Origin of the sequence: Paenarthrobacter sp. Z7-10, assembly GCF_026932795.1 — a bacterium.
GTDB lineage: Bacteria > Actinomycetota > Actinomycetes > Actinomycetales > Micrococcaceae > Arthrobacter_M.
Genome location: NZ_JADPVH010000035.1, coordinates 12,893 through 34,272, shown reverse-complemented (window position 1 = coordinate 34,272; position 21,380 = coordinate 12,893). Strand labels below are relative to the sequence as shown.

The 21,380-nt window shown below is 64.4% G+C and carries 18 protein-coding genes, 1 tRNA gene and 1 pseudogene; 6 read left to right on the top strand and 14 right to left on the bottom strand.

What is annotated here, in order from left to right:
* Positions 1-3: 3 nt before the first annotated feature.
* The 8 genes from IV498_RS11725 to orn all read right to left on the bottom strand — a co-directional run bounded on the left by IV498_RS11725 (position 4) and on the right by orn (position 6,174).
* Positions 4-1,626, bottom strand: coding sequence for a peptide chain release factor 3 (locus IV498_RS11725; RefSeq protein WP_269046811.1), 1,623 nt, complete (start codon positions 1,624-1,626; stop codon positions 4-6).
* 180 nt (positions 1,627-1,806) lie between these two features.
* Entirely contained in the window at positions 1,807-2,655 is an 849-nt protein-coding gene (locus IV498_RS11720) for an acyltransferase domain-containing protein (RefSeq protein ID WP_269046810.1), read from the bottom strand.
* A 66-nt stretch (positions 2,656-2,721) separates the two neighbouring features.
* Complete coding sequence (locus IV498_RS18920) at positions 2,722-2,970, bottom strand: dienelactone hydrolase family protein (protein WP_330059530.1); 249 nt, start codon at positions 2,968-2,970, stop codon at positions 2,722-2,724.
* Positions 2,971-2,982: 12 nt separating this feature from the next.
* A complete protein-coding gene (locus IV498_RS18915) occupies positions 2,983-3,294 on the bottom strand; it encodes a hypothetical protein (RefSeq protein ID WP_330059528.1) in 312 nt (103 codons plus the stop codon).
* Between the two features lie 146 nt (positions 3,295-3,440).
* Entirely contained in the window at positions 3,441-4,013 is a 573-nt protein-coding gene (gene def / locus IV498_RS11710; protein WP_269046808.1) for a peptide deformylase, read from the bottom strand.
* 32 nt (positions 4,014-4,045) lie between these two features.
* Positions 4,046-5,200, bottom strand: coding sequence for an acyl-CoA dehydrogenase family protein (locus IV498_RS11705; RefSeq protein WP_269046807.1), 1,155 nt, complete (start codon positions 5,198-5,200; stop codon positions 4,046-4,048).
* Between the two features lie 183 nt (positions 5,201-5,383).
* Positions 5,384-5,456: transfer RNA gene (locus IV498_RS11700), tRNA-His, on the bottom strand.
* A gap of 115 nt (positions 5,457-5,571) precedes the next feature.
* Positions 5,572-6,174 carry an oligoribonuclease gene (gene orn / locus IV498_RS11695; protein WP_269046806.1) on the bottom strand — a complete coding sequence of 201 codons (603 nt, stop codon included), beginning with the start codon at positions 6,172-6,174 and terminating at the stop codon, positions 5,572-5,574.
* 137 nt (positions 6,175-6,311) lie between these two features.
* On the opposite strand from orn, the gene mptB (IV498_RS11690) reads away from it, so the two are divergent.
* Entirely contained in the window at positions 6,312-8,036 is a 1,725-nt protein-coding gene (gene mptB, locus IV498_RS11690; RefSeq protein WP_269046804.1) for a polyprenol phosphomannose-dependent alpha 1,6 mannosyltransferase MptB, read from the top strand.
* Here mptB (IV498_RS11690) and IV498_RS11685 read toward each other — a convergent pair.
* Together IV498_RS11685 and IV498_RS11680 are read right to left on the bottom strand one after the other, a co-directional pair.
* Positions 7,923-9,182 (bottom strand): annotated as a pseudogene (locus IV498_RS11685) (glycosyltransferase 87 family protein); the annotation flags it as partial. The gene mptB (IV498_RS11690) and the pseudogene IV498_RS11685 sit on opposite strands and share 114 nt — an antisense overlap.
* Positions 9,183-9,210: 28 nt before the next feature.
* Positions 9,211-10,518 carry a glycosyltransferase 87 family protein gene (locus IV498_RS11680; protein WP_269046831.1) on the bottom strand — a complete coding sequence of 436 codons (1,308 nt, stop codon included), beginning with the start codon at positions 10,516-10,518 and terminating at the stop codon, positions 9,211-9,213.
* Positions 10,519-10,839: 321 nt separating this feature from the next.
* Here IV498_RS11680 and mptB (IV498_RS11675) point away from each other — a divergent pair, with 321 nt between their 5' ends.
* Complete coding sequence (mptB, locus tag IV498_RS11675) at positions 10,840-12,588, top strand: polyprenol phosphomannose-dependent alpha 1,6 mannosyltransferase MptB (protein ID WP_269046802.1); 1,749 nt, start codon at positions 10,840-10,842, stop codon at positions 12,586-12,588.
* Positions 12,589-12,803: 215 nt separating this feature from the next.
* On the opposite strand, the gene IV498_RS11670 is transcribed toward mptB (IV498_RS11675), so the two are convergent.
* Positions 12,804-13,769, bottom strand: a complete 966-nt coding sequence (locus IV498_RS11670; RefSeq protein WP_269046800.1) for a glycosyltransferase — start codon at positions 13,767-13,769, stop codon at positions 12,804-12,806.
* A gap of 161 nt (positions 13,770-13,930) precedes the next feature.
* Here IV498_RS11670 and IV498_RS11665 point away from each other — a divergent pair, with 161 nt between their 5' ends.
* The 3 genes from IV498_RS11665 to IV498_RS11655 are packed head-to-tail and all read left to right on the top strand — an operon-like array spanning position 13,931 to position 16,371.
* A complete protein-coding gene (locus IV498_RS11665; RefSeq protein ID WP_269046798.1) occupies positions 13,931-15,100 on the top strand; it encodes a glycosyltransferase family 9 protein in 1,170 nt (389 codons plus the stop codon).
* 10 nt (positions 15,101-15,110) lie between these two features.
* Positions 15,111-16,061 carry a glycosyltransferase family 9 protein gene (locus IV498_RS11660; RefSeq protein WP_269046796.1) on the top strand — a complete coding sequence of 317 codons (951 nt, stop codon included), beginning with the start codon at positions 15,111-15,113 and terminating at the stop codon, positions 16,059-16,061.
* Positions 16,062-16,119: 58 nt separating this feature from the next.
* Positions 16,120-16,371 carry a hypothetical protein gene (locus IV498_RS11655; RefSeq protein ID WP_269046794.1) on the top strand — a complete coding sequence of 84 codons (252 nt, stop codon included), beginning with the start codon at positions 16,120-16,122 and terminating at the stop codon, positions 16,369-16,371.
* Between the two features lie 29 nt (positions 16,372-16,400).
* Here IV498_RS11655 and IV498_RS11650 read toward each other — a convergent pair whose 3' ends face one another.
* The 3 genes from IV498_RS11650 to ku form a co-directional block, all read right to left on the bottom strand.
* Positions 16,401-17,552: a baeRF2 domain-containing protein gene (locus IV498_RS11650; RefSeq protein ID WP_269046792.1), complete on the bottom strand. Its 1,152-nt coding sequence runs from the start codon at positions 17,550-17,552 to the stop codon at positions 16,401-16,403.
* Between the two features lies 1 nt (position 17,553).
* Positions 17,554-17,766, bottom strand: coding sequence for a hypothetical protein (locus tag IV498_RS11645; protein WP_269046790.1), 213 nt, complete (start codon positions 17,764-17,766; stop codon positions 17,554-17,556).
* A 64-nt stretch (positions 17,767-17,830) separates the two neighbouring features.
* A complete protein-coding gene (gene ku, locus IV498_RS11640; RefSeq protein ID WP_269046788.1) occupies positions 17,831-18,700 on the bottom strand; it encodes a non-homologous end joining protein Ku in 870 nt (289 codons plus the stop codon).
* 70 nt (positions 18,701-18,770) lie between these two features.
* Between ku and IV498_RS11635 the strand changes: the two genes are divergently transcribed.
* The gene (locus IV498_RS11635; protein ID WP_269046786.1) at positions 18,771-21,320 is read left to right on the top strand and encodes an ATP-dependent DNA ligase; all 2,550 of its coding nucleotides are present in this window, start codon (positions 18,771-18,773) and stop codon (positions 21,318-21,320) included.
* The last annotated feature ends 60 nt before the right edge of the window (positions 21,321-21,380 follow it).

Below are 21,380 nucleotides of genomic sequence, written 5' to 3'. Positions count from 1 at the left end.
GGGTTAGCCGGCCGAGCCGCTGCGGGACTGCGTGCCGATCGGCTCCAGCAGCAGGTCGGGATGGTTTTTCTGCACCCGGCGCAAGGCCCAGATGTCGTTGAACAGTGCCAGGATTTCCCCATCGGAACGGACCAGCACCTCGGCGCCGTGGACTGTACTCAGGGTCTGCATCGCATCCGACGTGGTTAACCGCGCGAGTGAATACGGCAGTTTTTCCAACCGCATCGGCGCACCAAAATCGTGTGTCATGCGATCCTCCACCACCTCAAACTGCATCGGTCCCACGGCAGCGAGCACGGGTGCCTGGTCGCCACGCAGATCTGAGCGGAGCACCTGGATCACGCCCTCATGCTCCAGCTGGTCAATGCCGCGGCGGAACTGCTTGTAGCGGCTGGGGTCCTTGGACCGCGCCACCTGAAAATGTTCCGGCGCAAAGAGCGGGATGGCGGGATATTCCACCGGACTTTGCACATAGAGGCTGTCTCCTACCCGTAACGCCGACGCGTTGACCAGCCCGACGACGTCGCCAGGATAGGCCTGGTCGATCACCTCACGTTCGCGTCCGAACACCTGCTGGGCGTACTTGGTGGCAAAGGACTTTCCGGTGCGTGTCTGGGTGACCACCATTCCGCGTTCAAAAACCCCGGAGCAGACCCGTACGAAGGCTACGTGGTCGCGGTGAGCCTGGTTCATTCCGGCCTGGACCTTGAACACGAATCCGGAGAACGGGGCCTCCACCGGTCGGGCCCCACCCTCCACATCGGGGCGCGCGGCCGCTGCCGGGGCGTAGTCCACCAGTGCGTCCAGCAGTTCCTTGACGCCGAAATTCAAGGCGGCGGAGGAGAACAAGATCGGTGTGGTCCGGCCCGCGTAGAAACTTTCCCGGTCCAGCCCCGCATCCGCTTCGGCCAGCAGCCCGGCCTCATCGACGGCCTCCGTCCAGGCATCACCTTCCTTGGCCGCGGCCTCCTGCGGAGTGAAATACTCGGTCAGCGCGATGCTTGCACCGCTGTTATTGCGGCTGAAGTGGACGAAACGGTCCCGCTGCAGGTCCCAGACACCGCGGAAGTCGCCGGCAATCCCGACCGCCCATGTCAGCGGAGCCGGTATCAAGCCGGTCCGTTCGGTTATTTCATCCATCAGCGCCAGTGCATCCAGGCCCGGTCGGTCCCATTTATTGATGACCGTGATGATGGGCAGACCACGCTGGCGGCAGACCTCGAACAGTTTCATGGTCTGCGTTTCCAGGCCTTTGGCGGCGTCGACCAGCATGACTGCGCAGTCCACGGCGGCCAGTACTCGGTAGGTGTCCTCGGAGAAGTCAGCGTGGCCGGGGGTGTCCAGCAGGTTGATCACGGTGTCTCGATAGGAAAACTGCAGCGCGGCGGAGCTGATCGAGATGCCGCGGTCTTTCTCCATCTGCATCCAGTCGGAAATCGTTTCCTTTCGGTTGGATTTGCCGTTGGTGGCTCCCGCCGTCCCGATCACTCTGGCGTGCAGGGCCAGGGCCTCCGTTAGCGTCGACTTGCCGGCATCCGGGTGCGAGATTACGGCAAACGTACGACGGCGGGACGCCTGGCCCGTGATCTCGTTGGCACGGGCGGGGGAGAGGACGTCCTGGGACACTGTGCTTCTTTCCTGAACTGGAGTGACCGTATCCGGTCAAAGGCACTCTTGGCCAAAGACCCAAGTTTACCGCAGGTCGCCGAGCCGCTGGTCAAGGCGGCGCGGATGAACCGGCGCCGGTTCATCCGCCTTGGTAAGGCCCGCGTTGGAATAGCCTTCGGCTGCGGGAGCGCCATGTGATTAAGGGAGCCGCAAACAGCCATGTCCAAGTTGCCAGCATCCACCTGCTTCGATCCGCTCCAGCACCACCCGCTGCAGCGAGCTGCGGCGCGGCAGGGTATCCAGCCCTTCCATGCTGCGGGTGCGGAAGGTGAAGTAGACGGCGTCCGAGGGTGTGTCCACGGGGTCACCGTAAGGGGTGAAAAGCCGGGCAAAGCGCACAATGTTCGAATCGGCATCCAGGTGCGAGCCGAGGTAAGGATCCAGCAGCCAGGACGCGCAGTTGGCGGTCTGCACCGGCTGGTCCGGGAAGTACTGGCGAAAGAAGGGCCGGGCCGCAGCCAGGCTGCGGGCCACTGCGTTGGGGGCCAGTGAACCCGCCTCGGGAATGTGGATGCCGAGCACCCATTCCCCGTCCTTTACGCCGGGGATGGCATCCGAACTGCGGTGCAGCAGATACTGCAGCCGCCCCAACTGATGGATTTGACCGGCGAAGTGGCTGCTGAGCCAGGGCCAGGCGTCAAGTCCAAATCGGCCGTGAACGCGGCGGTTGATGCCAAGGTTACGGCCGAAATCGGCAAGCGTGGCGCGGCTGATGTCCTCGGGGATGCCGCGCTGGAGGTGCCAGCGGATGATAGTCGGGGCGAACCGGAGATAGCCTTCAACCCAGGCGAGTTCGTCGTTGACGTGGCCGCCGCCCTGCTCGGCATCGGAGCCGAGCCGTCGTCCAAGCTCCTCCAGGATGCCGACGACCGACGGGTCGGGTTCACCTGCCAGCAGATGTGCGCAGTCGGCACGGTCTGCGGGCTCTACGCCCAGCCAGTCAAGGACGTCGGCAGGAGCGGGGTCGGGAATAGGAACGGATGCCATGTCATCCACCCTATCCAGCCCGTGGCGCAAAGCCCCTAAACAGAGCGCGGTCGTTAGGGAGGCCTGTTACCGGCTGAGGAAAGCCAGCACCCGCTGGGTCAGCAGCGCGGCGGCGTCCGGATCGAAGGACGGCAGTGAACTGTCGGCGAAGTAGTGCTGGTCGCCGGGGTACAGGAAGAGTTCGGCGTCGTCAGCCTCCTCGACAAGCGCCCGGGCCGCGTCAATATCACCTTCACCGACGAAGATCGGATCCGCGTCCATCCCATGCACTTGGACCGGAACGGCTGCCGGCCAGCCCGGACCGAATTCGGACACCGGCACACAGGACTAGAACAGCAGGGCCCCGTGTGCACCAGGCCGCGTCTGTGCCAGCCGCTGGGCCGGCAGCACGCCAAGGGAGAAGCCGGCGTAGACAAGCTCGGACGGTAGTTCCTGTGCCGCCCGGATGCCGCGCTCCATAACCTCATCGAAGCCGATCTCCTCGGCATAGGCCAGCCCCTCCGCCAACGTTGCAAAGGTGCGCCCATCGTAGAGATCGGGCGTGTGCACGGTGTGCCCGGCCGTTCGCAGCTCCTCGGCGAAGGCGGCGACGCCGGGAGTCAGCCCCTGTGCATGGTGGAAGAGCAGTACTTCGGCCATCCGTGACACTCCTGTTTCCCGATTATTTCCCAAATGTGCAGCAGGGGCATGCGCTCCAGCGCTTTCGATCAATGTACTGCAGCGGACAGGAAGGTGAAACAGCTTTCAGCGCCCCGGGCAGTGCCTCCCGTGAACCAGTTGCAGGATCAGTGCCCGAAGGGATCCGCGTCCACGCCGGGCAGCCAGGTCAACCCCGGAACGCCCCAGCCCCGGTCCCGCGCGGTCCGCTTCGCCTTGCGCTTGTAACGCTCATTGAGTCGGTCCACGTACAGCCGGCCGTCCAGATGGTCGTATTCGTGCTGCATGCAGCGGGCAAACCATCCGGTCGCCTCAAACTCCAGCCGCTGGCCCTGACCGTCGAAACCGGAAACCCTCACCCATTCGGCGCGTTTGAGCGGAAAGTTGGCGCCCGGGACAGACAGGCAACCCTCCACCTCCTCGTCCGGATCCGGTGCCTTGCCGGAAATCTTTCCCGGCATCAGCGAGGGGTTCACCAGCACGCCGCGGTCGGGAACGTCGTCGTCGTTCTCCAGATGATAGGTAAAAATGCGCAGCGCCACACCAATCTGTGGCGCGGCCAGACCTACGCCGTTGGCGGCGTCCATCGTTTCAAACATGTCGGCGATCAGTGTGCGCAGCTGGTCATCGAAGTTCTCCACCCGGGCGGCGCGCTGGTGCAGGACGGGGTCGCCCAGAATGGTGATCGGGTGGATGGTCATGAAGGAATCCTTGCGGCTGGGGGAAGGGGTATTCAGCGGGCGATGCTGCGGCCAACGATGTCGCGCATGATCTCGCTGGTGCCGCCGAAGATCGTCAGCAGCCGGGACGCGAGGAAGGCCTGCGCCACCGGATATTCCAGAATGTAGCCATAACCGCCGTGCAGCTGCAGGCAGCGGTCCGTGATGGACTTGACCCGCTCACTGGCCCACAACTTGGCTTGCGCAGCATCGACCGCGTCCAGCTCACCGCGGTTGAAGGCGAGCATGGCGGCGTCGACGTAGGTCTCGGTGACCTGCACTTCGGTGAGCACATCGGCCAGCACAAACCGGCTGTTCTGGAAATCGATGACCCGTTCACCAAAGGCGTTCCGGTCCTTGGCGTATGTCACCGTGGCCTCGTAGACGGCACGGGCGAGGGCGGAGGAGGCCACCGCTATTGCCAGCCGGCCCTGTGGGAGCTGCCCGGCGGCGTATTCCAGGCCACTGCCGGCCTCACCCACCAGATCCGCGCCGGGGACGCGGACATTGTCGAAGAAGAGCTCGGTGGTGTCCGAGGCCTTGAGTCCCATCTTGTCCAGTTGCTTGCCGGTGCTGTAACCCTCACCCTTGGCAACCATGAACAGCGAGAACGAGTCCTTGTTGCCGCGCCCGGTTGAACCGTCGGTGCGGGCCAGCACCAGGGCCGCGTCCCCGGAAAGGCCGTTGCCGATGAAGGTCTTTTGGCCGGACAGCAACCAGTCGTCTCCGTCCCGGACTGCCTTGGTGCGGATACCCCGCAGATCGCTGCCGGCGCCCGGCTCGGTCATGGCAATCGAGGTGACAGTGGTACCGGCGGCCATACCGGGGAGCCAGCGCTGTTTCAGGTCCTCGGAGGCGTACGCCAGCAGGTGGGGGAGCACCATATCGTCGTGCAGATGCAGTGCCAGGCCCACGGCCAGATGATTGCTGGCGGCGAACTCCTCATCGAGAACTGCACGGAAGCGGTAGTCGGTCATCCCCATTCCGCCCAGGTCTTCCGGAACGGCCAGGCCCAGCAGCCCCTGCCCGCCGGCCGCGGTCCACAGGCTGCGCGGAATCAGGTGATCGGCATCCCACTGCGCGTAGTGCGGGGCGACCTCGCGGGAATTGAACTCCTGAGCGACTTCACGGAAGAGTTCGTGGTCTTCGTCGTAGAGATTGCGCTTCATCGTTGCGGCTCCTCTTCCCTGCGGTTTCCCTGCGGTCGACGAGGGATCCCGCGCGGCGGAGTCCCTTCCAAACGGTATTACATGCCGAACATACGGTATTACATGCCGAAGGCCGCACCCGGATGAATCCGGAGCGGCCTTCGTGTTTCGGCAGGACCCGACGTGAAGTCCTGCCTATCTCTGGGTGAGATACGGGGGTTGAACCCGCGACCTCCTGGACCACAACCAGGCGCTCTGCCAACTGAGCTAATCCCACCATGTGCCCTGACTTGGCCGGCGAAACGACGAACCGGAGTTCGCGTCCGCGGCGGAAACGGCAGCGACAAATAGTCTACCTGCTCTCCGGGGGTGCTTTCGACCGGAGACGCGGATCAGAGCGAATATTTGCCGGAAATCTGCTTGGCGGTCACCGAGTCAGGCCCCGGGGCCGGGACGAAAACGGCCTCGCGGTAGTACTTTAGTTCGTTGATGGAGTCCCGGATATCGCCCAGGGCGCGGTGACCACCGTGCTTGACTGGCGCCTGGAAATAACTGCGGGCGTACCAGCGGCGGGAGAGCTCCTTGATGGTTGAGACATCGATCACACGATAGTGAAGGTGCTCCACGATGTCCGGCATGTCGCGGGCCAGGAACATCCGGTCCGTGCCCACGGAGTTGCCGCCCAGGGGTGCCTTTTTAGGGTCCGGAACGTGTTCTTTAATGTAGGCCAGCACCGCCGCTTGGGCCTCTTCCATTGAGATGCCATTTTCCAGCTCGTCGAGCAATTTGGAAGTGGTGTGCATTTCACGCACAAAGTCGCCCATCTGGGCCAACGCCGTTGGGTCGGGCTTGATGACGACGTCGATTCCCTCACCGAGGATGTTCAGCTCTGAGTCGGTGACCAAGGCGGCCACTTCAATCAGCGCGTCAGCCTGAAGGTCCAGCCCCGTCATTTCACAATCGATCCACACAATGCGTTCATTAGATATAGGCACCAGACCAATGTACCGCCCGGAGACCTCCCCAATGGGGCCATGCCTCGATGCTAAAATGGGACGATTCATGATCGCCGGTGCACGGCTTTTCAGCAGGCTTCGCCTTCCATCTTCAGCCAGCAGAGGAATTTCCTAAAATGACGGCAGGCGATCCGCCGGCGGGACCGGGAACACGGCCGGAGCCTGCCGCGTCGGTCCCGCCGCCTGCGGCACGCTGGATGGCACCGTCGTCGTCCGCCTTTCCACCGCCGGCCACTGACCACCAGGGCGGCCTGAACGGTCTACCGCCGAAGGCGTATTGGGCCATACTGCAGGGCTTTGTCGGCTCCTTCATGGTGTTCGTTGGCTCGATCGGGGCCGGCTGGATCGCTAACGGTTCACCCATGGTGCGGCATCCGCTGGTGATTGCGCTGCGGACGGAGGGCGCAGGGGTCACCACCTCCACGCTGCTGCTCACCGTCGGCGCTATGGTCCTGGTCCGGTCCTGGCTCCGGCTGGGACAGCGGTTGAAGCACTGGGGCCCGGGTTCGCTGCGCTCGGTGGTGCTGGCCATCGCCGCCTGGACGGCACCGCTGCTGTTCGCCGTGCCCATTTTCTCCCGTGATGTCTATGCCTACACAGGTCAGGGCAGGCTGGTCCTGGAAGGACTCAACCCCTACAAGACGGGCATCTCGGCTCTGAGCAACTGGTTTTCGCTCGGCGCGGACCCAGCTTGGGCGGAGGCGAAGACGCCGTATGGGCCATACTTCCTCTGGCTGGAACGCGGCGTCGTCCAGATCACCGATGCCCAACCCGACTTCTCGGTTTTTCTGTTTCGGCTGCTCGCCGTCGCCGGTGTGGCGTTGTGCGTAGTGTTTGTGCCCAAGCTGGCCCGGCTGCACAACCTCAGCGGCGCACGCGCGCTCTGGATTGCAGTGGCGAATCCGCTGTTCCTGATCAGTTTCGTTGCCAGTGCCCACAATGACGCGCTAATGGTGGGATTGGCGGTGGCCGGGGTCTACCTCGCTGCCACCCGGCGCGGATTGCTGGGCGTCCTGCTGGTGACGGCTTCAATCGGCGTTAAGCCCATCACCATCGTGCTGCTGCCCTTCGTCGGGCTGTTGTGGGCGGGTCCGGGGGCCTCCCTGGCCCGAAGATTTTGCTATTGGGGCGCGACGGCGATGCTCAGCTTCGGCATCCTGCTGCTCAGTGGGCTGCCGTACCACCTTGGCTCCGGTTGGGTCTGGGCCATCGCCGACCCCACTCCCGGCTACACCGGATACGCCCCGTCGGGGTTCCTGGGCCAGCTGGTGGAGGGTTTGGCCAATGTGCTTGGGCTCAACGGGGGGCTGCTGGCGACCATCCTGCGTTCGGTCCTCAAATGGGCAGGGGTGGCCCTGGTGGTGCTGCTGATGTTCCGCGGCAGCTATCCGAAACTGATCCGGCGCCTGGCCCTTGCCTTCGCCGCCATCGTGGTGCTCTCTCCGATCATCCAGCCCTGGTACGTGCTCTGGTTTATTCCATTCCTGGCCGTCAGCGGCCTGCGCGATGACTGGCAGATCAAATCGCTGTACGTGGTGATCACCTTTTTCGTCGTTTTCGGCGCGCAGGATCAGCTTTCGGTGTGGTCATTCGTTCATTTGGACTTCCAGGCCTCAACGCTGGCCTTCGCGGTGGCGGTGGCCTTCGTCGTGTATCTGCTCATCATCGACGCCAACACCCGGAAGCTGTTGCCGGACAGCCGGCTGGGTTCCCTTGCCGGCTGGTTCCGCGGGGGCTGGCAGCGCCGCCGCCGGTCCGGATTTGCGGGCCAGGTCGATGGTTCGCCGGACGGACCAGTACATCAGGAGCACAAGCAGCACATTGCGGATGGTGAGCACTGACGCCATGATCGGATTGGCGTGGATCAGCGGCGTGTAGAACAGTGGATAAATCACAAAAGTCGTGACGGCAATGGCCATCAGCAGCGCAGCGGGAACCCTCCACCGATGCCAGGAGTGAGTCAGGCCGGCGGTGACCACCGGCGCCAGCCAGATGATGAACTGCGGGGAGCCCACTTTGTTGAAGACCACGAAGGCGGTCGTCATCATCAGCGCACCTTCCAGGAACAGCTCCTCGCGCTCGGCACCGCGGCGCAGGGCCCAGATCAGCAGCCCGGCGCCGATGGCGGCGGCCAGCAGAAAAAGTGGCTGCATCAGGAAGGCCGCCACGGGGGTACCCGGCCCGTAGACCTCGGTGGAGTTGATGGCCACGTTGTCCGCAATTTTGGCGCCGCCCAGGTGGAGCACGCTCAGCCAGACCCAAGGCGTGGAGAAGGTAGCCTCCAGCTGCATGCCCCGCTGGCCCTGGTTCGTCAGGAAGTCGAAGAGATGCCGGATGCCGCCGGCGAAGTAGGTGCCCACCACCACCAGGACACTGACCAGGATGCCGGTGCCAATGATCTGCCAGCGCCTGCGGCTGGCGATCACGATGGGCACCACAACGGCTGCGGGCCAGACTTTGATCCAGGTTGCAATGCTCAGCAGCACCGTGGCCAGCAGCGGCCTGCTGGCGGCGAGCAGCAGGGCCACCAGGACAATCGGTGCGGTGATGCCTTCCACCCTGGCAAAGCTGAGGTAACCCATGAAGACCGTGAAGATCAGCCACCACCAGGCCGGTGCGATGCCCTCGGGCCGTTTGCCGGCGCGGGTGAGGTAGAGCAGCGCGGCCGCATTCAGGGCGCTGATCATCAGCGTCCAAACCACCAGATACAGGCCTGGACCTAAAATGTTGGCAAAGAAAATCGGAACCTGTGCGAGCACCGGATAAACCCACACGCTGATGGGGGGGCCGCCGTCGTCCGGCTGGAAACCCGCCACCGCCCACTGCCTGTACTGAGCCGTGTCGCTGAAGGCCTCGCCGTGGATCACAAAGGACATCATCCAAGCCAGGAAGTAGAGGTGAACGGCGGCAAAGCCCCACCAGACGCTGGCGGGGCGGGCGAACCAGGCCACCGCGGCCGGTGGCAGAACCGCCTGCCGGATCCGCAGCAGCAGGGCGAAGAATGCGGCGGAAATGTCAGGACTCCTTGGCCAGGGAAATGGCGGATGGTGACCTTCGGCCCAGCAGGTACAGCCGGCGGACGCACCAGCAGAACAGCACCACGAGCAGCACGTTGCGGATGGTCAGCACCAGTGCCATCACCGGATTGTTGTGGCTCAGCGCATCGTAGAACAGCGGATCGACAAAGAAGGTGGCCAGCGCAATGCCGATCAGCATGGTGGCCGGCACGCGCCATTCCTTCCAGCTGTGCGCCAGTCCCACGGCCACGGCAGGAGCCAGCCACACCATGAACTGCGGGGATCCCACCTTATTGAAGACGACGAAGGCCGTCACCATGGTCAGTGATCCCGCCAGCAGCAGTTCGGTGCGGTCGGTGCCGCCATTGCGTTTGCCGTTGTGCAGCGCCCAGAAAATCAGGACCACCACGACCAGCGCGGCCAGGATCAGCAGCGGCTGCATCAAAAAGGACATCACCTCGGTGCCGGGACCGTCCACCTGCATGGAGTTAATGTCCGTGTTCATGTACATCCGGGAGCCGTCGATGTGCAGCACGGAAAGCCACAGCCACGGCGTCGTGAAGGTGGCCTCGAGCTGCATACCACGGTCGCCCTGGGCGGTGAGGAAGTTCAGCAGTTTCGGCGCAACCCCCAGAGCGAACGCGGCGATCGTCACGACGGCGGTGACGAGGACGCCGGCGGCGATGACCCGCACGCGCTGCTTGACCACGGTCAGCAGTGACAGCACGACGGCGGCAGGCCAGACTTTGACCCAGGTCGCCGCGCTGAGCAGCAGGGAGGCGACGAACGGATGCGAGACGCCGTAGGCCAGCGCAATCAAAACGATCGGGGCGGTCAGTCCGTCCACCCGGGCGAAACCCAGCCAGCCCATCAAAAACACGAAACCCATCCACCACCAGGCGGCCTTGATCGCCGCAGCGTTGCGGCCCCATGCAGTGAGCTTGCCCACCGCCACGGCATTGAGTGCCGTGATCATCAGCACCCAGATCAGCAGGAAGGGACCGGGCCCGGCCAAACCGGCGATGGCGATAGGCAGCAGGGCCAGGATCGGGTAAACCCAAGGGCTGGGCAGACCCACCAGGTTTTCCTCCCGGAAACCACCCAGCGCCCAGTCCCGGTAAATGTTGGTGTCGCTGAAGGCCTGGCCCTGAAGCACCCAGATCATCATGAACAGCACGAAGAACAGGTGCACGGCGACGAAACCCCAGAGCAGTCCGCGCGGGGTGTTGAGCCGGGCCTGCGCCTTGGCGGGCAGGACGCGGTTGCGCAGCCGGGTAAGGTTGCCGAAAAATGAGTCGGTAGAGATGTGAGCAGTCCTTGTCAGATATTCACCGGCTTGGCCAGCAGTTTTAGAAGATGCATCGACGGCACGCAGCAGGATGGAACGCAGCAGGATGGAACGCAGCAGCGTGAGGCGAAACAACCTTGCCTGCGGAAACAATTCCGCAACCCTTCGATGGTATCGCAGCGGCATCATCGGACGCCGGAGGGAGGGAGCCGCGGTGTTAGAATCATTGCACTGCACCTCTCCAACTTTCCCATCTGTCCGTGACCGGAAATGGCCATCCCGACGCTTGGCGTCCTGTCGCTCCTGAACAATCTCCTTAATCAAAAGGAACTGCTCACCATGTTGACCTCCAAGCCCCGCCGGGGTGGCGCAGCGAAGCCCGCGCGGCTTGGAGATGGTCGGCGGGATGACGGCGGTGGAGCTACGGCCGTCCTGTGGGGGACAGACGCCGAACCCGCAGCCGGACCGGCTGCAGCCGATGCGGCCAAGACGCTTAACATCGCACTGCTGCAGGGATTTGTCGCTTCCTTGCTGATGCTGGCCGGTTCGGTTGGCGTCGGCTGGCTGGCCGGCAGTTCGGCCCTGATCCGTAACCCGCTGTTCATCCTGGCCCGCACGTCCCCGGCAGGGGTCATCACTGCCACGGTAATGCTGTGCTTTGGGGCACTCCTGCTGGTGCGCTCCTGGCTGCGGCTGGCCCAGCGCATCGGTCAATGGGACTCGAGCGCGCATCCGATCCTGATCAAGGCACTGCTGTTGTGGGGGCTTCCGCTGGCCCTCGCGCTGCCGTTGTTCAGCCGGGATGTGTACGCCTACATTGGCCAGGGTCGGCTCATGGTGCAGGGCCTGAACCCCTACACCAACGGGATTTCGGCGTTGAACAACTACTACTCACTCGGCCCGGACACGCTCTGGACCGAGGCTCCCACGCCGTACGGTCCGCTGTTTCTCTGGATTGAGCAGTTTGCTGTCTGGGTGGGATTTGGCGTTCCCGAATTGAGCATCATTCCCTTCCGCCTGGTGGCGCTGGCGGGTGTTGCACTGTGCGCCATCTTCATTCCGAAACTGGCGGCGGTCCATGGCATCAACCCACAGCGGGCGCTGTGGCTGATGGTGCTCAATCCGGTGCTGCTGCTTAACTTCATTGCCAGTGCGCACAACGATTCCCTCATGCTGGGGCTGGTGGTGGCCGGCGTGTATTGTGCCTCCACGCGCAAACCCTGGCTGGCCATTGTGCTGGTCACAGCTTCGATCGCGGTCAAGCCAATCACCCTGATCGCGCTGCCTTTTGTCGGGCTGCTGTGGGCCGGCTCGAAAGCCGGCTGGGGCCGCAAGGTGTGGTGCTGGCTGCTGACCGCCCTCGTCTCCTTCGGACTGCTGTGGATCTGCGGCCTGGCCAACGGCCTGGGGTTTGGTTGGATTGGAGCCCTGAACACGCCAGGCAAGCTGTGGATCTGGTATGCGCCGGTTGGCACAACCGGTGCGGTCTTGGGATGGCTGGCCGACCAGATTGGTGTTTCCGGCGATATTGTTACCAACGTGGTGCACCTGATCGGGAAGGCGCTGTCCGTGGCCGTCGTCGTCTGGCTCGCCGTGCGCAGGGTGGACGGGCCAGCGTACGGAGCCGTCGTGGTGCGGCGGATGGCATGGGCTTTTGCCGCCGTCGTTCTGCTGGCACCAATGATCCAACCGTGGTACATGCTCTGGTTGTTGGCGTTCTTTGCGGTGACGGGCATCGAAGCGACCTGGCAACTGCGAACCGTGCTGTGCCTGACTACCTTCTTTACCCTGATTGCCCTGACGGACCAGTTGAGCGTGTTCCAGTGGATTCCAATTGCCATCGTGCGCGGCGTGGCCATCGCCGTCGGAGTGTCGTTTGCCCTGCATATGATTTTCATCGACCGTAAGACAAAGGGTGTTTTCGGCCGACCGACGGCTCTTCTCTGGCCCCCGGCCGCAAAGGATGCAGCTGCAGAGGGCTCAGGAGCGCCGGGGTCTGCTCAGGGCGCAGCGGCGCAGCGTTCAGGAACCCAGAGTTCAGCAGCGCAGCGTTCAGTAGCGCAGCGTTTCCGTTGGCTTCGCAGGTGAGCGGGGACCCTAGGGCATGCCCGGGCCGGTAGGCCGGCCGGGATTGCGGGGGTCCGGGATCGTGTCGGGAATCGCATCCGGGCTGACCTCGGGGGATCCGTCCGGCCGACCGGGACCCGGCGCGGGAGCCGGATCGGGCGTCGGTGGCCCCGGATACGGTTCGAGCGGTTCCTCGCGGGGACCACGGTCTTGGGGGTTTTCCATTCCAGCGTGCATCATGTGCTCCTGTTCTGAACTGCGGTCTTCTGATCAGCGGCGCCTTGTGCGGCCGCGTCGGGAAAGACAATATCGAAGGCGTCGACGTCTCTCTCCCGCACTGTAGTGGGCGACTCCAGATGAACCGCACCGGAGGGCAGCAGGCCTGCACCGCCGAAGCGTTCCATCACCCGCCATTGCGCGGCCACATCCTCGCCGGAATGTGCCTGGGGCAGCTGGGCCCAGAAATCAAAGCCACCGCAGGATTGCAGGGATGCCCGGTCGAATAGGACGCAGCCGCCAAGCCAGGCGACCCGATAGGCCAGCCACTGGTCCTCGTTCAGCTCCAGGCCGGCGCCCAGATGGGTTGGATTCGCCGCGTTGTGCAACGGCCAGCGCGCGAATCCCGGTTCGTCCCGGCGGACCCGTTCGGGCGTGACTGGGCCGCTCCATGGCTCAAAAGTGGCGCGCTCCCCGGGCCGGTCGTCGTGCAGATAGGACAGCCCCTGGACGGCCATCCCCACGAAGCCGCAGCCCAGCGATGTCAGTGCGCCGCTCATCCGCGCCAGCGCACCGGGCTCCAGCCAGATATCGTTATCCAGGAAAAGGACCTGGGCCGCCTGGGCCAGGTCCAGCAGGTGCTGCCGATGCTCGGCCATTCCCCGGCGGGGCAGGTGTTGGGTCAAGGTAACCTTCCGGCCCTGCACACGAAGCACGCGCACCATGGCCGCAACCGCCGGATGCTTCCAGTCCGCACCGTCCGCGGATTGATCACTGACCACCACGCTGAAGGCAGGGCCATCCTGGCCGGCCAGTCCGGCCAGCGTCACCGCCAGCTCCGCCGGCCTTTCACAGCCCGGAATCAGGACATCCATGACGGCCGGCACCGGCGGCACGTCGTCGGCCCACTGCGCCGAAATGCGCCGGGACATGGCATCGCTTGCAGCTGCGGCCGCCCGTGGAGCGGCGCCGGAAGTTTCTTCCACATTTGTGCCGTACCCGTTTCTGCTTCCTGCTACACACCGGGGAGATCCAATCCTGGCTCGAACCAAAACCCGCGCCTGCCACTAGAGTGGCTTCAAGCTTGCCCGCCAGCACCGTCCGCCGGGGGCCGGCAACATTGGACCTTCGGACAGAGGAACAAAGAATGCTGGTGGAGGAATCACCGGAGATGTCCCGGTTTCGTTTGCCTGCGACGCTCGGCAGCCGGTTCAATCGGGTTGAGCGCATCGCTGTGCTGCGCGGGGGCGGACTCGGAGATCTGTTTTTCGCGCTGCCGGCCATCTGTTCGCTGGCCGCCGCCTATCCCGACGCCGCCGTGACGCTGCTGGGTTCTCCGGGGCACCGTGCCCTGCTGCAGGATCGTGCCGGCCCCATTGCCGCGGTGGAAGTCCTTCCCGCAATACCGGGGATCCGGGATGTGCCGGGAGATTCACGCGCCGACACCGCTGCGGCCGATGAGTTCATGGACCGGATGAGATTGCAGCATTTCGATCTGGCGGTCCAGCTGCACGGCGGCGGCGCCAACTCCAATCCTTTCGTGCATCGGCTCGAAGCGCGTCACACGGTGGGGTGCGCGGCGCCGAAGGCTGTGCCGCTGGAGCGGAACCTGCCGTTCCGTTTTTACCAGCATGAAGCGCTGCGCTGGCTTGAAGTTGCTTCCCTGGCCGGTGCTCCCGCGGTCTGCCTTGAACCGCTGCTGGAGGTGTCCGCGGCGGAACGGTTGGCCGCGCTGGCCTGGGGTGAGCCGGGGACGCGGGGTATGGCGGTCATCCATCCTGGTGCGTCCGATCCACGGCGCTGCTGGCCGGCCGGGAATTTTGCCCAAATGGCTGCCCTCCTGGCACAGGAGGGATACCAGGTCTTGGTCATTGGCGATGTCGATGAGGTTGACCTGGCGGCTTCCGTGGTGGGCCAGGCCCAATGCACGGCCGGCACCCCGGCCGCGCGGCAGCTCATCAGCTCGGTGGCGGGGAAGATCCAGCTGCCGGTGCTGGCGGGGTTGCTTGCCGAATGCCAGGTGTTTTTGGGCAATGACAGCGGGCCCAGGCACCTGGCCCAGGCCGTCGGCGCCCGCACGGCGTCGATCTATTGGTGCGGCAATGTCATCAATGCTGGTCCTTTGAGCAGAGCCAAACACCGGATCCAGGTCGGTTGGTTGGTTCAGTGCCCGGTGTGTGGTGTCGCGGCCGCAGGTGAGGCGACCGAGCGCTGTGGCCATGACGAGTCGTTTGTCGGCGATGTGCGGCCGGACGCTGTGCAGCGGGATCTGCTGTCGCTGTTGGCTGAGTCGAACGGGCGCGACCCCAACACCTAGGAGGTTCAGGATGGTTGACCCGCAATCACAACCGGTGCTGCTGGCCCTGCGCACCCTGAAGCTGGGGGATTTCCTGGTGGCCGTTCCGGCCCTGCGGGCGCTCAAGAGCGCTTTTCCGGAGCATCGGCTGGTCTATGCGGCGCCGGGGTGGCTGGCGCCGATTGTCTCCCTGCTTCCCGAAGTGGATGAGCTGCTGCCCACTGCCGGATTGGACCAGCAGCTGCACGTGGATCCCGGCAGCGTTGATATCGCGGTCAACCTGCACGGCTCCGGTCCGGAAAGCCGGGGCAGGCTCGAACTGCTGCAGCCGCATCGTCGGATCGGCCATAAGGCGCCGGGTTGGACCGGCCCGGACTGGAAGGACGGCATCCATGAACGGCAGCGCTGGGCACGGCTGCTGCAGTGGCATTCGATTCCGGCAGATCCCGAGGACCTGCATCTGCAGCAGCCAGATCCGGCCAGCCCATTCCGCGGCGCCTCAATTGTCCATGTGGGCGCCTTTTATGGCAGCCGCCGCTGGCCGGTGGATCGATTCGCGGCCGTGGCGGCGCAACTGGCGGAACGGGGGCATCGGGTACTGCTTACGGGGTCCGCTGCAGAGCGTCCCCGCGCCGAAGCGGTCGGGCGGCTGGCAGGTTTTGACGGCAGCGAGGTGGTTGCCGGTGCCCTTTCACTGGGCGATTTCGCGGCCGCTGTCGCCGCCGCCCGGCTCGTTGTTTCGGCAGACACCGGCGCCGCTCATCTCGCGTCGGCCTTTCGGATTCCCTCCGTGGTCCTGTTCGGTCCAGCTCCGCCGCAGGAATGGGGTCCTCCGCCGGGTCCGCACATCGTGTTATCTAATCAGGCCCTCCGGCGGGGCGACACCTTTGGCGACGCGGCCGATCCGGCGATGCTGGCGGTCCAGCCGGACGACGTTCTGCGGGCTCTGCAACGCCTGGGACAGCTGCAGCCGGAGCACTGAAACGGGTGTGGTACGTTGGCGCTGGAAGCCATTCCAAGCTGCGGAAGGGATATTAATCATGACTTCAAGCAAGGAAAATCAGGAGCGACGGCGGCAGGACACCGACGCGGATTCCCAGCACTTATCGGACTCGGACCAGCGCCCTGTTGCCGGCTATCCCAGCGATCCGGAAACTCCCCTGTCGCCACAAAAGGACATTCCGGAGCGGACCGGATCCGCGCGGCAAGACCCAGACGAGCCGGATCGCGATCAGGACGATATTTCGGCCGACCAGGGAGCGGGCACCGACGAGACCGGGTCCAAGCACTGACCCGGCCCCTACCTGCCACCCATCCCGCGTCAGGTGCGGGCGCTGGGCACCCGTGGACCGGTGGGCCAGCGCAGCAGCGCAGCCAGTGCACCCCCGCCGGGCAGGGCACCGGGAGGCACGACGGCGATCTCGGCATCGGTGAGCATGGCGGCGCGCAGCAGCGCGGTCGCCGCGGGAACCTCGCCCAGCACAGCAGCGTCGAGCGCCTCCTCGGGTGCGGTGGCAACCCATGGTTCCGCGTCCAGGGCAAGCAGCGTCCGCTCCGTCAGGGCGGTGTCATCCAGCAGCAAAATTTCGACTTGGGCCTGCTGCAATGCGTGCACCGCGGCTCCAAGGCCAGTTACGGCCAGGGCATTTGGCTGCCCGTCCTGTTCGGCGAGTTTGTCCAGAATTTCCTGCTGCCGGCGCGCCACCACCTCGGCAATGCGCTCGTCCACCTTCTCCCGAAGGCTTTTGGGATCGGCGCCGCCGCCCCGGGTGTTGGCATCGACCACCACCACAACGCTGCGGCTGCGGTCCGCGAGCTGGTTGATCACCAAATCGCGCGCCCGCATGTCCCCGGCCACCACCAGCAGGCGAGCATTGCTGGCTTCCACGATGCGGTCGATCTGCCCTGCCACCTCATCGGCGTTGCGGCGCCAAATCTCTTCGGTCCGGTGCTGGTATTTACCCTGTGCCCAGCCACCACCGGGCAGTTTGGTGATGTTTTCCCTGGATCCCTCCACAGCGTTGGCCGACACGGCTGTGCGCCGGTTGGCCAAGTGGAAACTGATTTCGCCGCCGCTGCGGTCCACCTCGGCCACGACATAGGGAAAATCCTTCCCCCGATGCTTCAGCAGCGGCAGCAGGTCCGGGACAGCCGCCACTTTGGTTTCCTCCTGGCCGGCGGCTCCAGGCAGTACCTCGTCCAATTCAATGTTCCCCTGCCTCACCAGCAGGAACCGGCTGACGGGGGAGGGCTCGCCCTCCACCGGCCACACCACGTCCTTCAGCGCCGCCATATCCGTTTTGGACGCGCCCGCCTTGTGCAGGAAATTCTCGATATGGTCCGGGAGCAGCTCGCTGGATCGCAGGCTGTCCACTGTACCTGTACTGACTTTCGCATAGACCGTGCACCACGGACCTGGCTTGCGGTACAGCTGAGCGTACTTCCGGTAGGCATAATTCTGGTTGCCGTTCATCTCACTGCGTCCCCTCTTCCTGCTCCGCCTCCTGGTCGGGCGTTCCGGACATGGCCTGGCGGACCTCCTCGGGATCGGTGTCGTCCGGCATGGGCTCGGTCTCCCGCCATTCCTCCACATGGCCGGGTTGGTTCCCCTGAGTCATCGCCTGGGTTTCCTGTTTCATCTTGTCGTCCAGCTGCGGACTATGGGTCGTATTGCCCCGCTCAGCCATGATGATCTCCTTATCCGTTGGTTCCGTCTCCATACGTGATCGGTTGGTCCGAGTGCCGGCTTACTCAGGCACCCTTTTTCCGCCGGGTTTTTGCCGCGGCCGCCTCCGGCTTCGTGGACTTTGGCTTCTCCTTGGAGCTTCGGTTCTTTTCCACGCTGCGCCGAAGTGCCTCCATCAGATCCAGTACCTTGCCGCCCTCTTCACCGTCGGCGTCCTCCCCGCCGGTCCCGCCAAAGGTCTCTTCCGTGGCCAGCGTGTCACCCTTTTCCAGCTTCGCGTCGATGAGCTGGCGCAGCTGCTCCTGATAGTCGTCGGTAAACTTCTCCGGCGTGAAGTCCTCGGAGAACGAGTCCACAAGCGCCGCGGACATCTGGCGTTCCTTGGCCGTGATCTTTACCTCCTGGTCCAGCAGCGGGAACCGGGCCTCACGAACTTCGTCATTCCACAGCATGCCCTGCAGGAGCAGCACGTCTCCGCGCACCCGCAGGGCGCCCAAGCGGGACTTCTGCCGCAGCGAAAACTGCACGACGGCGGTCCGGTCCGTCTCCTCGAGGGTGCGCCGCAGCAGCACATATGCCTTGGTTGACTTTGAATCGGGTTCCAGAAAGTAGCTGCGCTCCAGCATGATCGGATCTATCTGTGCACTGGGGACAAATTCAACAACTTCGATCTCGCGTGATTTCTCCACCGGAAGCGAGGACAGATCATCGCCCGTCAGCACTACGGTGTGTTCGCCGTCGTCGTACGCTTTATCGATGTGCTCGTAGTCGACCTTCTCGCCGCAGATCTCGCAGCGGCGCTGGTAGCGGATGCGCCCGCCGTCTTTGTCGTGCACCTGATGCAGTGCTATGTCGTGGTCCTCCGTGGCGCTGTACAGCTTGACGGGAACGTTCACCAGACCGAATGCTATGACGCCTTTCCAGATGGACCGCATGGCTAAACGCTAACACTAAGCATGCTTAGCCGCTCTGGTAAATACGGGAAATTTCAATCAGACTGGGCTCATGGCGGGCCGGAACAGCAACGACAGCAAACAGCTGGTCAGCGTCGGTGGCCACCGCCTGACGCTCACCAATCTGGACAAGATTCTGTACCCGCAGACCGGCACCACCAAGGGGGACGTGCTGGCATATCTGGCCGTCGTGGCACCGATGATGATCCCGTTTGCGCAGGGCCGTCCTGCCACCCGCAAACGCTGGGTTCACGGCGTGGGGACTCCCGAGAACCCGGGTCAGGTGTTCTTCCAGAAGAACCTGGACAAGTCGGCACCCTCGTGGGTGAAGCGGGCGGAGATTGTGCACAAGGAGCGCACCAACGTCTATCCGCTGGTGGACGACATTGCCACCCTGACCTGGCTGGGCCAGATCGCCTCGCTGGAGATCCATGTTCCGCAATGGCGCTTCGGCCGGGCCGGAACGGTTCGCAATCCGGACCGGCTGGTGCTGGACCTGGACCCCGGCGAGGGAGCCGGGCTGGCGGAGTGCGCGGAAGTGGCACGCCTCGCGAAGGCGATTTTGGCGGACATGGGCCTGACGGCGGTGCCTGTCACCAGCGGGAGCAAGGGAATCCACCTATACGCAGCGTTGGACGGGTCCCAAAGCTCGGAGGACGTGAACGCGTTCGCACACGAGTTGGCCCGGGCGCTGGAGGCGGACCATCCAGACCTGGTGGTCAGCGACATGAAGAAGGTCCTGCGGCAGGACAAGGTGCTGGTGGACTGGAGTCAGAACAACTGGGCCAAAACCACCATCTGCCCTTACTCACTGCGCGGCAGGTTCCGTCCCATGGTGGCGGCACCGAGGAGCTGGGAAGAACTGGACGATCCGGACCTTACGCACCTTGACTTCGAAGCCGTGACCGCGCGGGTGCAGGCGGGGATTACGCCGGGGGAGGAGGTGGCGCGGCCCGCAGCCGATGCCGGGACGAACAAGGAAGACGGCGACGACGACGGCGGCGACGGAACGGATCGGCTGCACAAATACCGCAGCATGCGTGATGCGGGAAAAACTCCCGAGCCGGTTCCAGCCGCGCGGCCCGCCCGGAGCGAAGGCCGCAGCTTCGTCATCCAGGAACACCACGCCCGGCGGCTGCACTACGACTTCCGGCTTGAACGCGGCGGTGTCCTGGTCTCCTGGGCCGTTCCCAAAGGCGTGCCGACCGAGCCAAAAAAGAACCATCTGGCCGTCCAGACCGAGGACCATCCACTGGAGTACGGCAGCTTCGCGGGCACCATACCCAAGGGCGAATACGGTGCCGGCGACGTGCTGATCTGGGATGCCGGCAGCTATGAACTCGAAAAATGGCGCGACGGCAACGAAGTAATCGTCACGCTGCACGGCAGGGACGACGGCGGCTTGGGTGCAGTCCGCAAGGTCGCCCTAATCCATACCGGAGGGGACGATCCAAAGTCAGAGAAAAACTGGCTGATGCATCTGATGAAGGACCAGCCTCAGTTCGATGCCAAGGCGGACGCCGGCCGGGACGGAACGCCGGACCCAGCAAAGGCTGCCCCGGCGGCAAAGGCGGCGAAGGACAGGTTGCCGACGGACCAGGTACCGGCGGAATCCTCCGCCGGTCGCAGCCCGGCTGCCCCGACTCCCATGCTGGCGACGCTGGGGAGCGAACGGGACATTGATCAGGAGCAGGACTGGGACTTCGAAATGAAGTGGGACGGCATGCGGGCCATCGCCATGGTGGCCGACGGTTCGCTCCGGCTGGTCAGCCGCAACGGCAACGATGTGACGGCGGCATATCCGGAATTGGCGGTGCTGGCGGAAGCCGCTGCGGCCGGCGGAACTACTCGCGCCGTCTTCGATGGCGAGATTGTCGCTCTGAATAAGTCCGGCCGGCCGGATTTTCGGCTGCTGCAGTCCCGGATGAAACTGACCAAACCCGCCGAAGTCGAGGCAGCGCAGAAATCCGCACCGGTGGCGCTTATGGTCTTCGACCTGTTGGAACACAACGGACATTCACTGCTTCGACGGAGTTTCCAGGACCGCAGATCCACCCTTGAAGAGGTCCTGACGGCGCACACGAACGCCCGGATCCAGCTCTCTCCCCTGTTCGAGGGCAATGTGGACGAGGCAGTGGCCACCAGTGTGGAGCTGGAACTGGAAGGGGTAATGGCCAAGAAGCGCGGCAGCACCTACACACCGGGCCGGCGTTCGGCGGCGTGGATCAAGATCAAGAACCAGCAGACCCAGGAGGTCGTGGTTGCGGGTTGGAAGGACGGTCAGGGACGCCGCTCCGGGTCGGTGGGATCGCTGCTGCTTGGCGTCCCCGTGGACGGCAAACTGCAGTATCTGGGCAATGTGGGGTCGGGCTTCACAGACCGCGACCTGGAGCAGATGACTGGGCAGTTCCAGCGGCTGCAGCGGCAGACGAGTCCGCTGGCCGATATCTCGGCTGCGGATGCCCGCGGGGTCCACTGGATCACCCCCAACCTCGTGGGTGAGGTCAGCTACGCGGAGCGAACGGGCAGCGGACGGCTGCGGCACCCGGTGTGGCGGGGCTGGCGGCCGGACAAGAAACCGGCCGACGTGGTTCCCGAATAGCGGCCCAGGAAAGGGACAGCGCACGATCAGTTCGGTGCACGATCAGTACGGCGCACGATC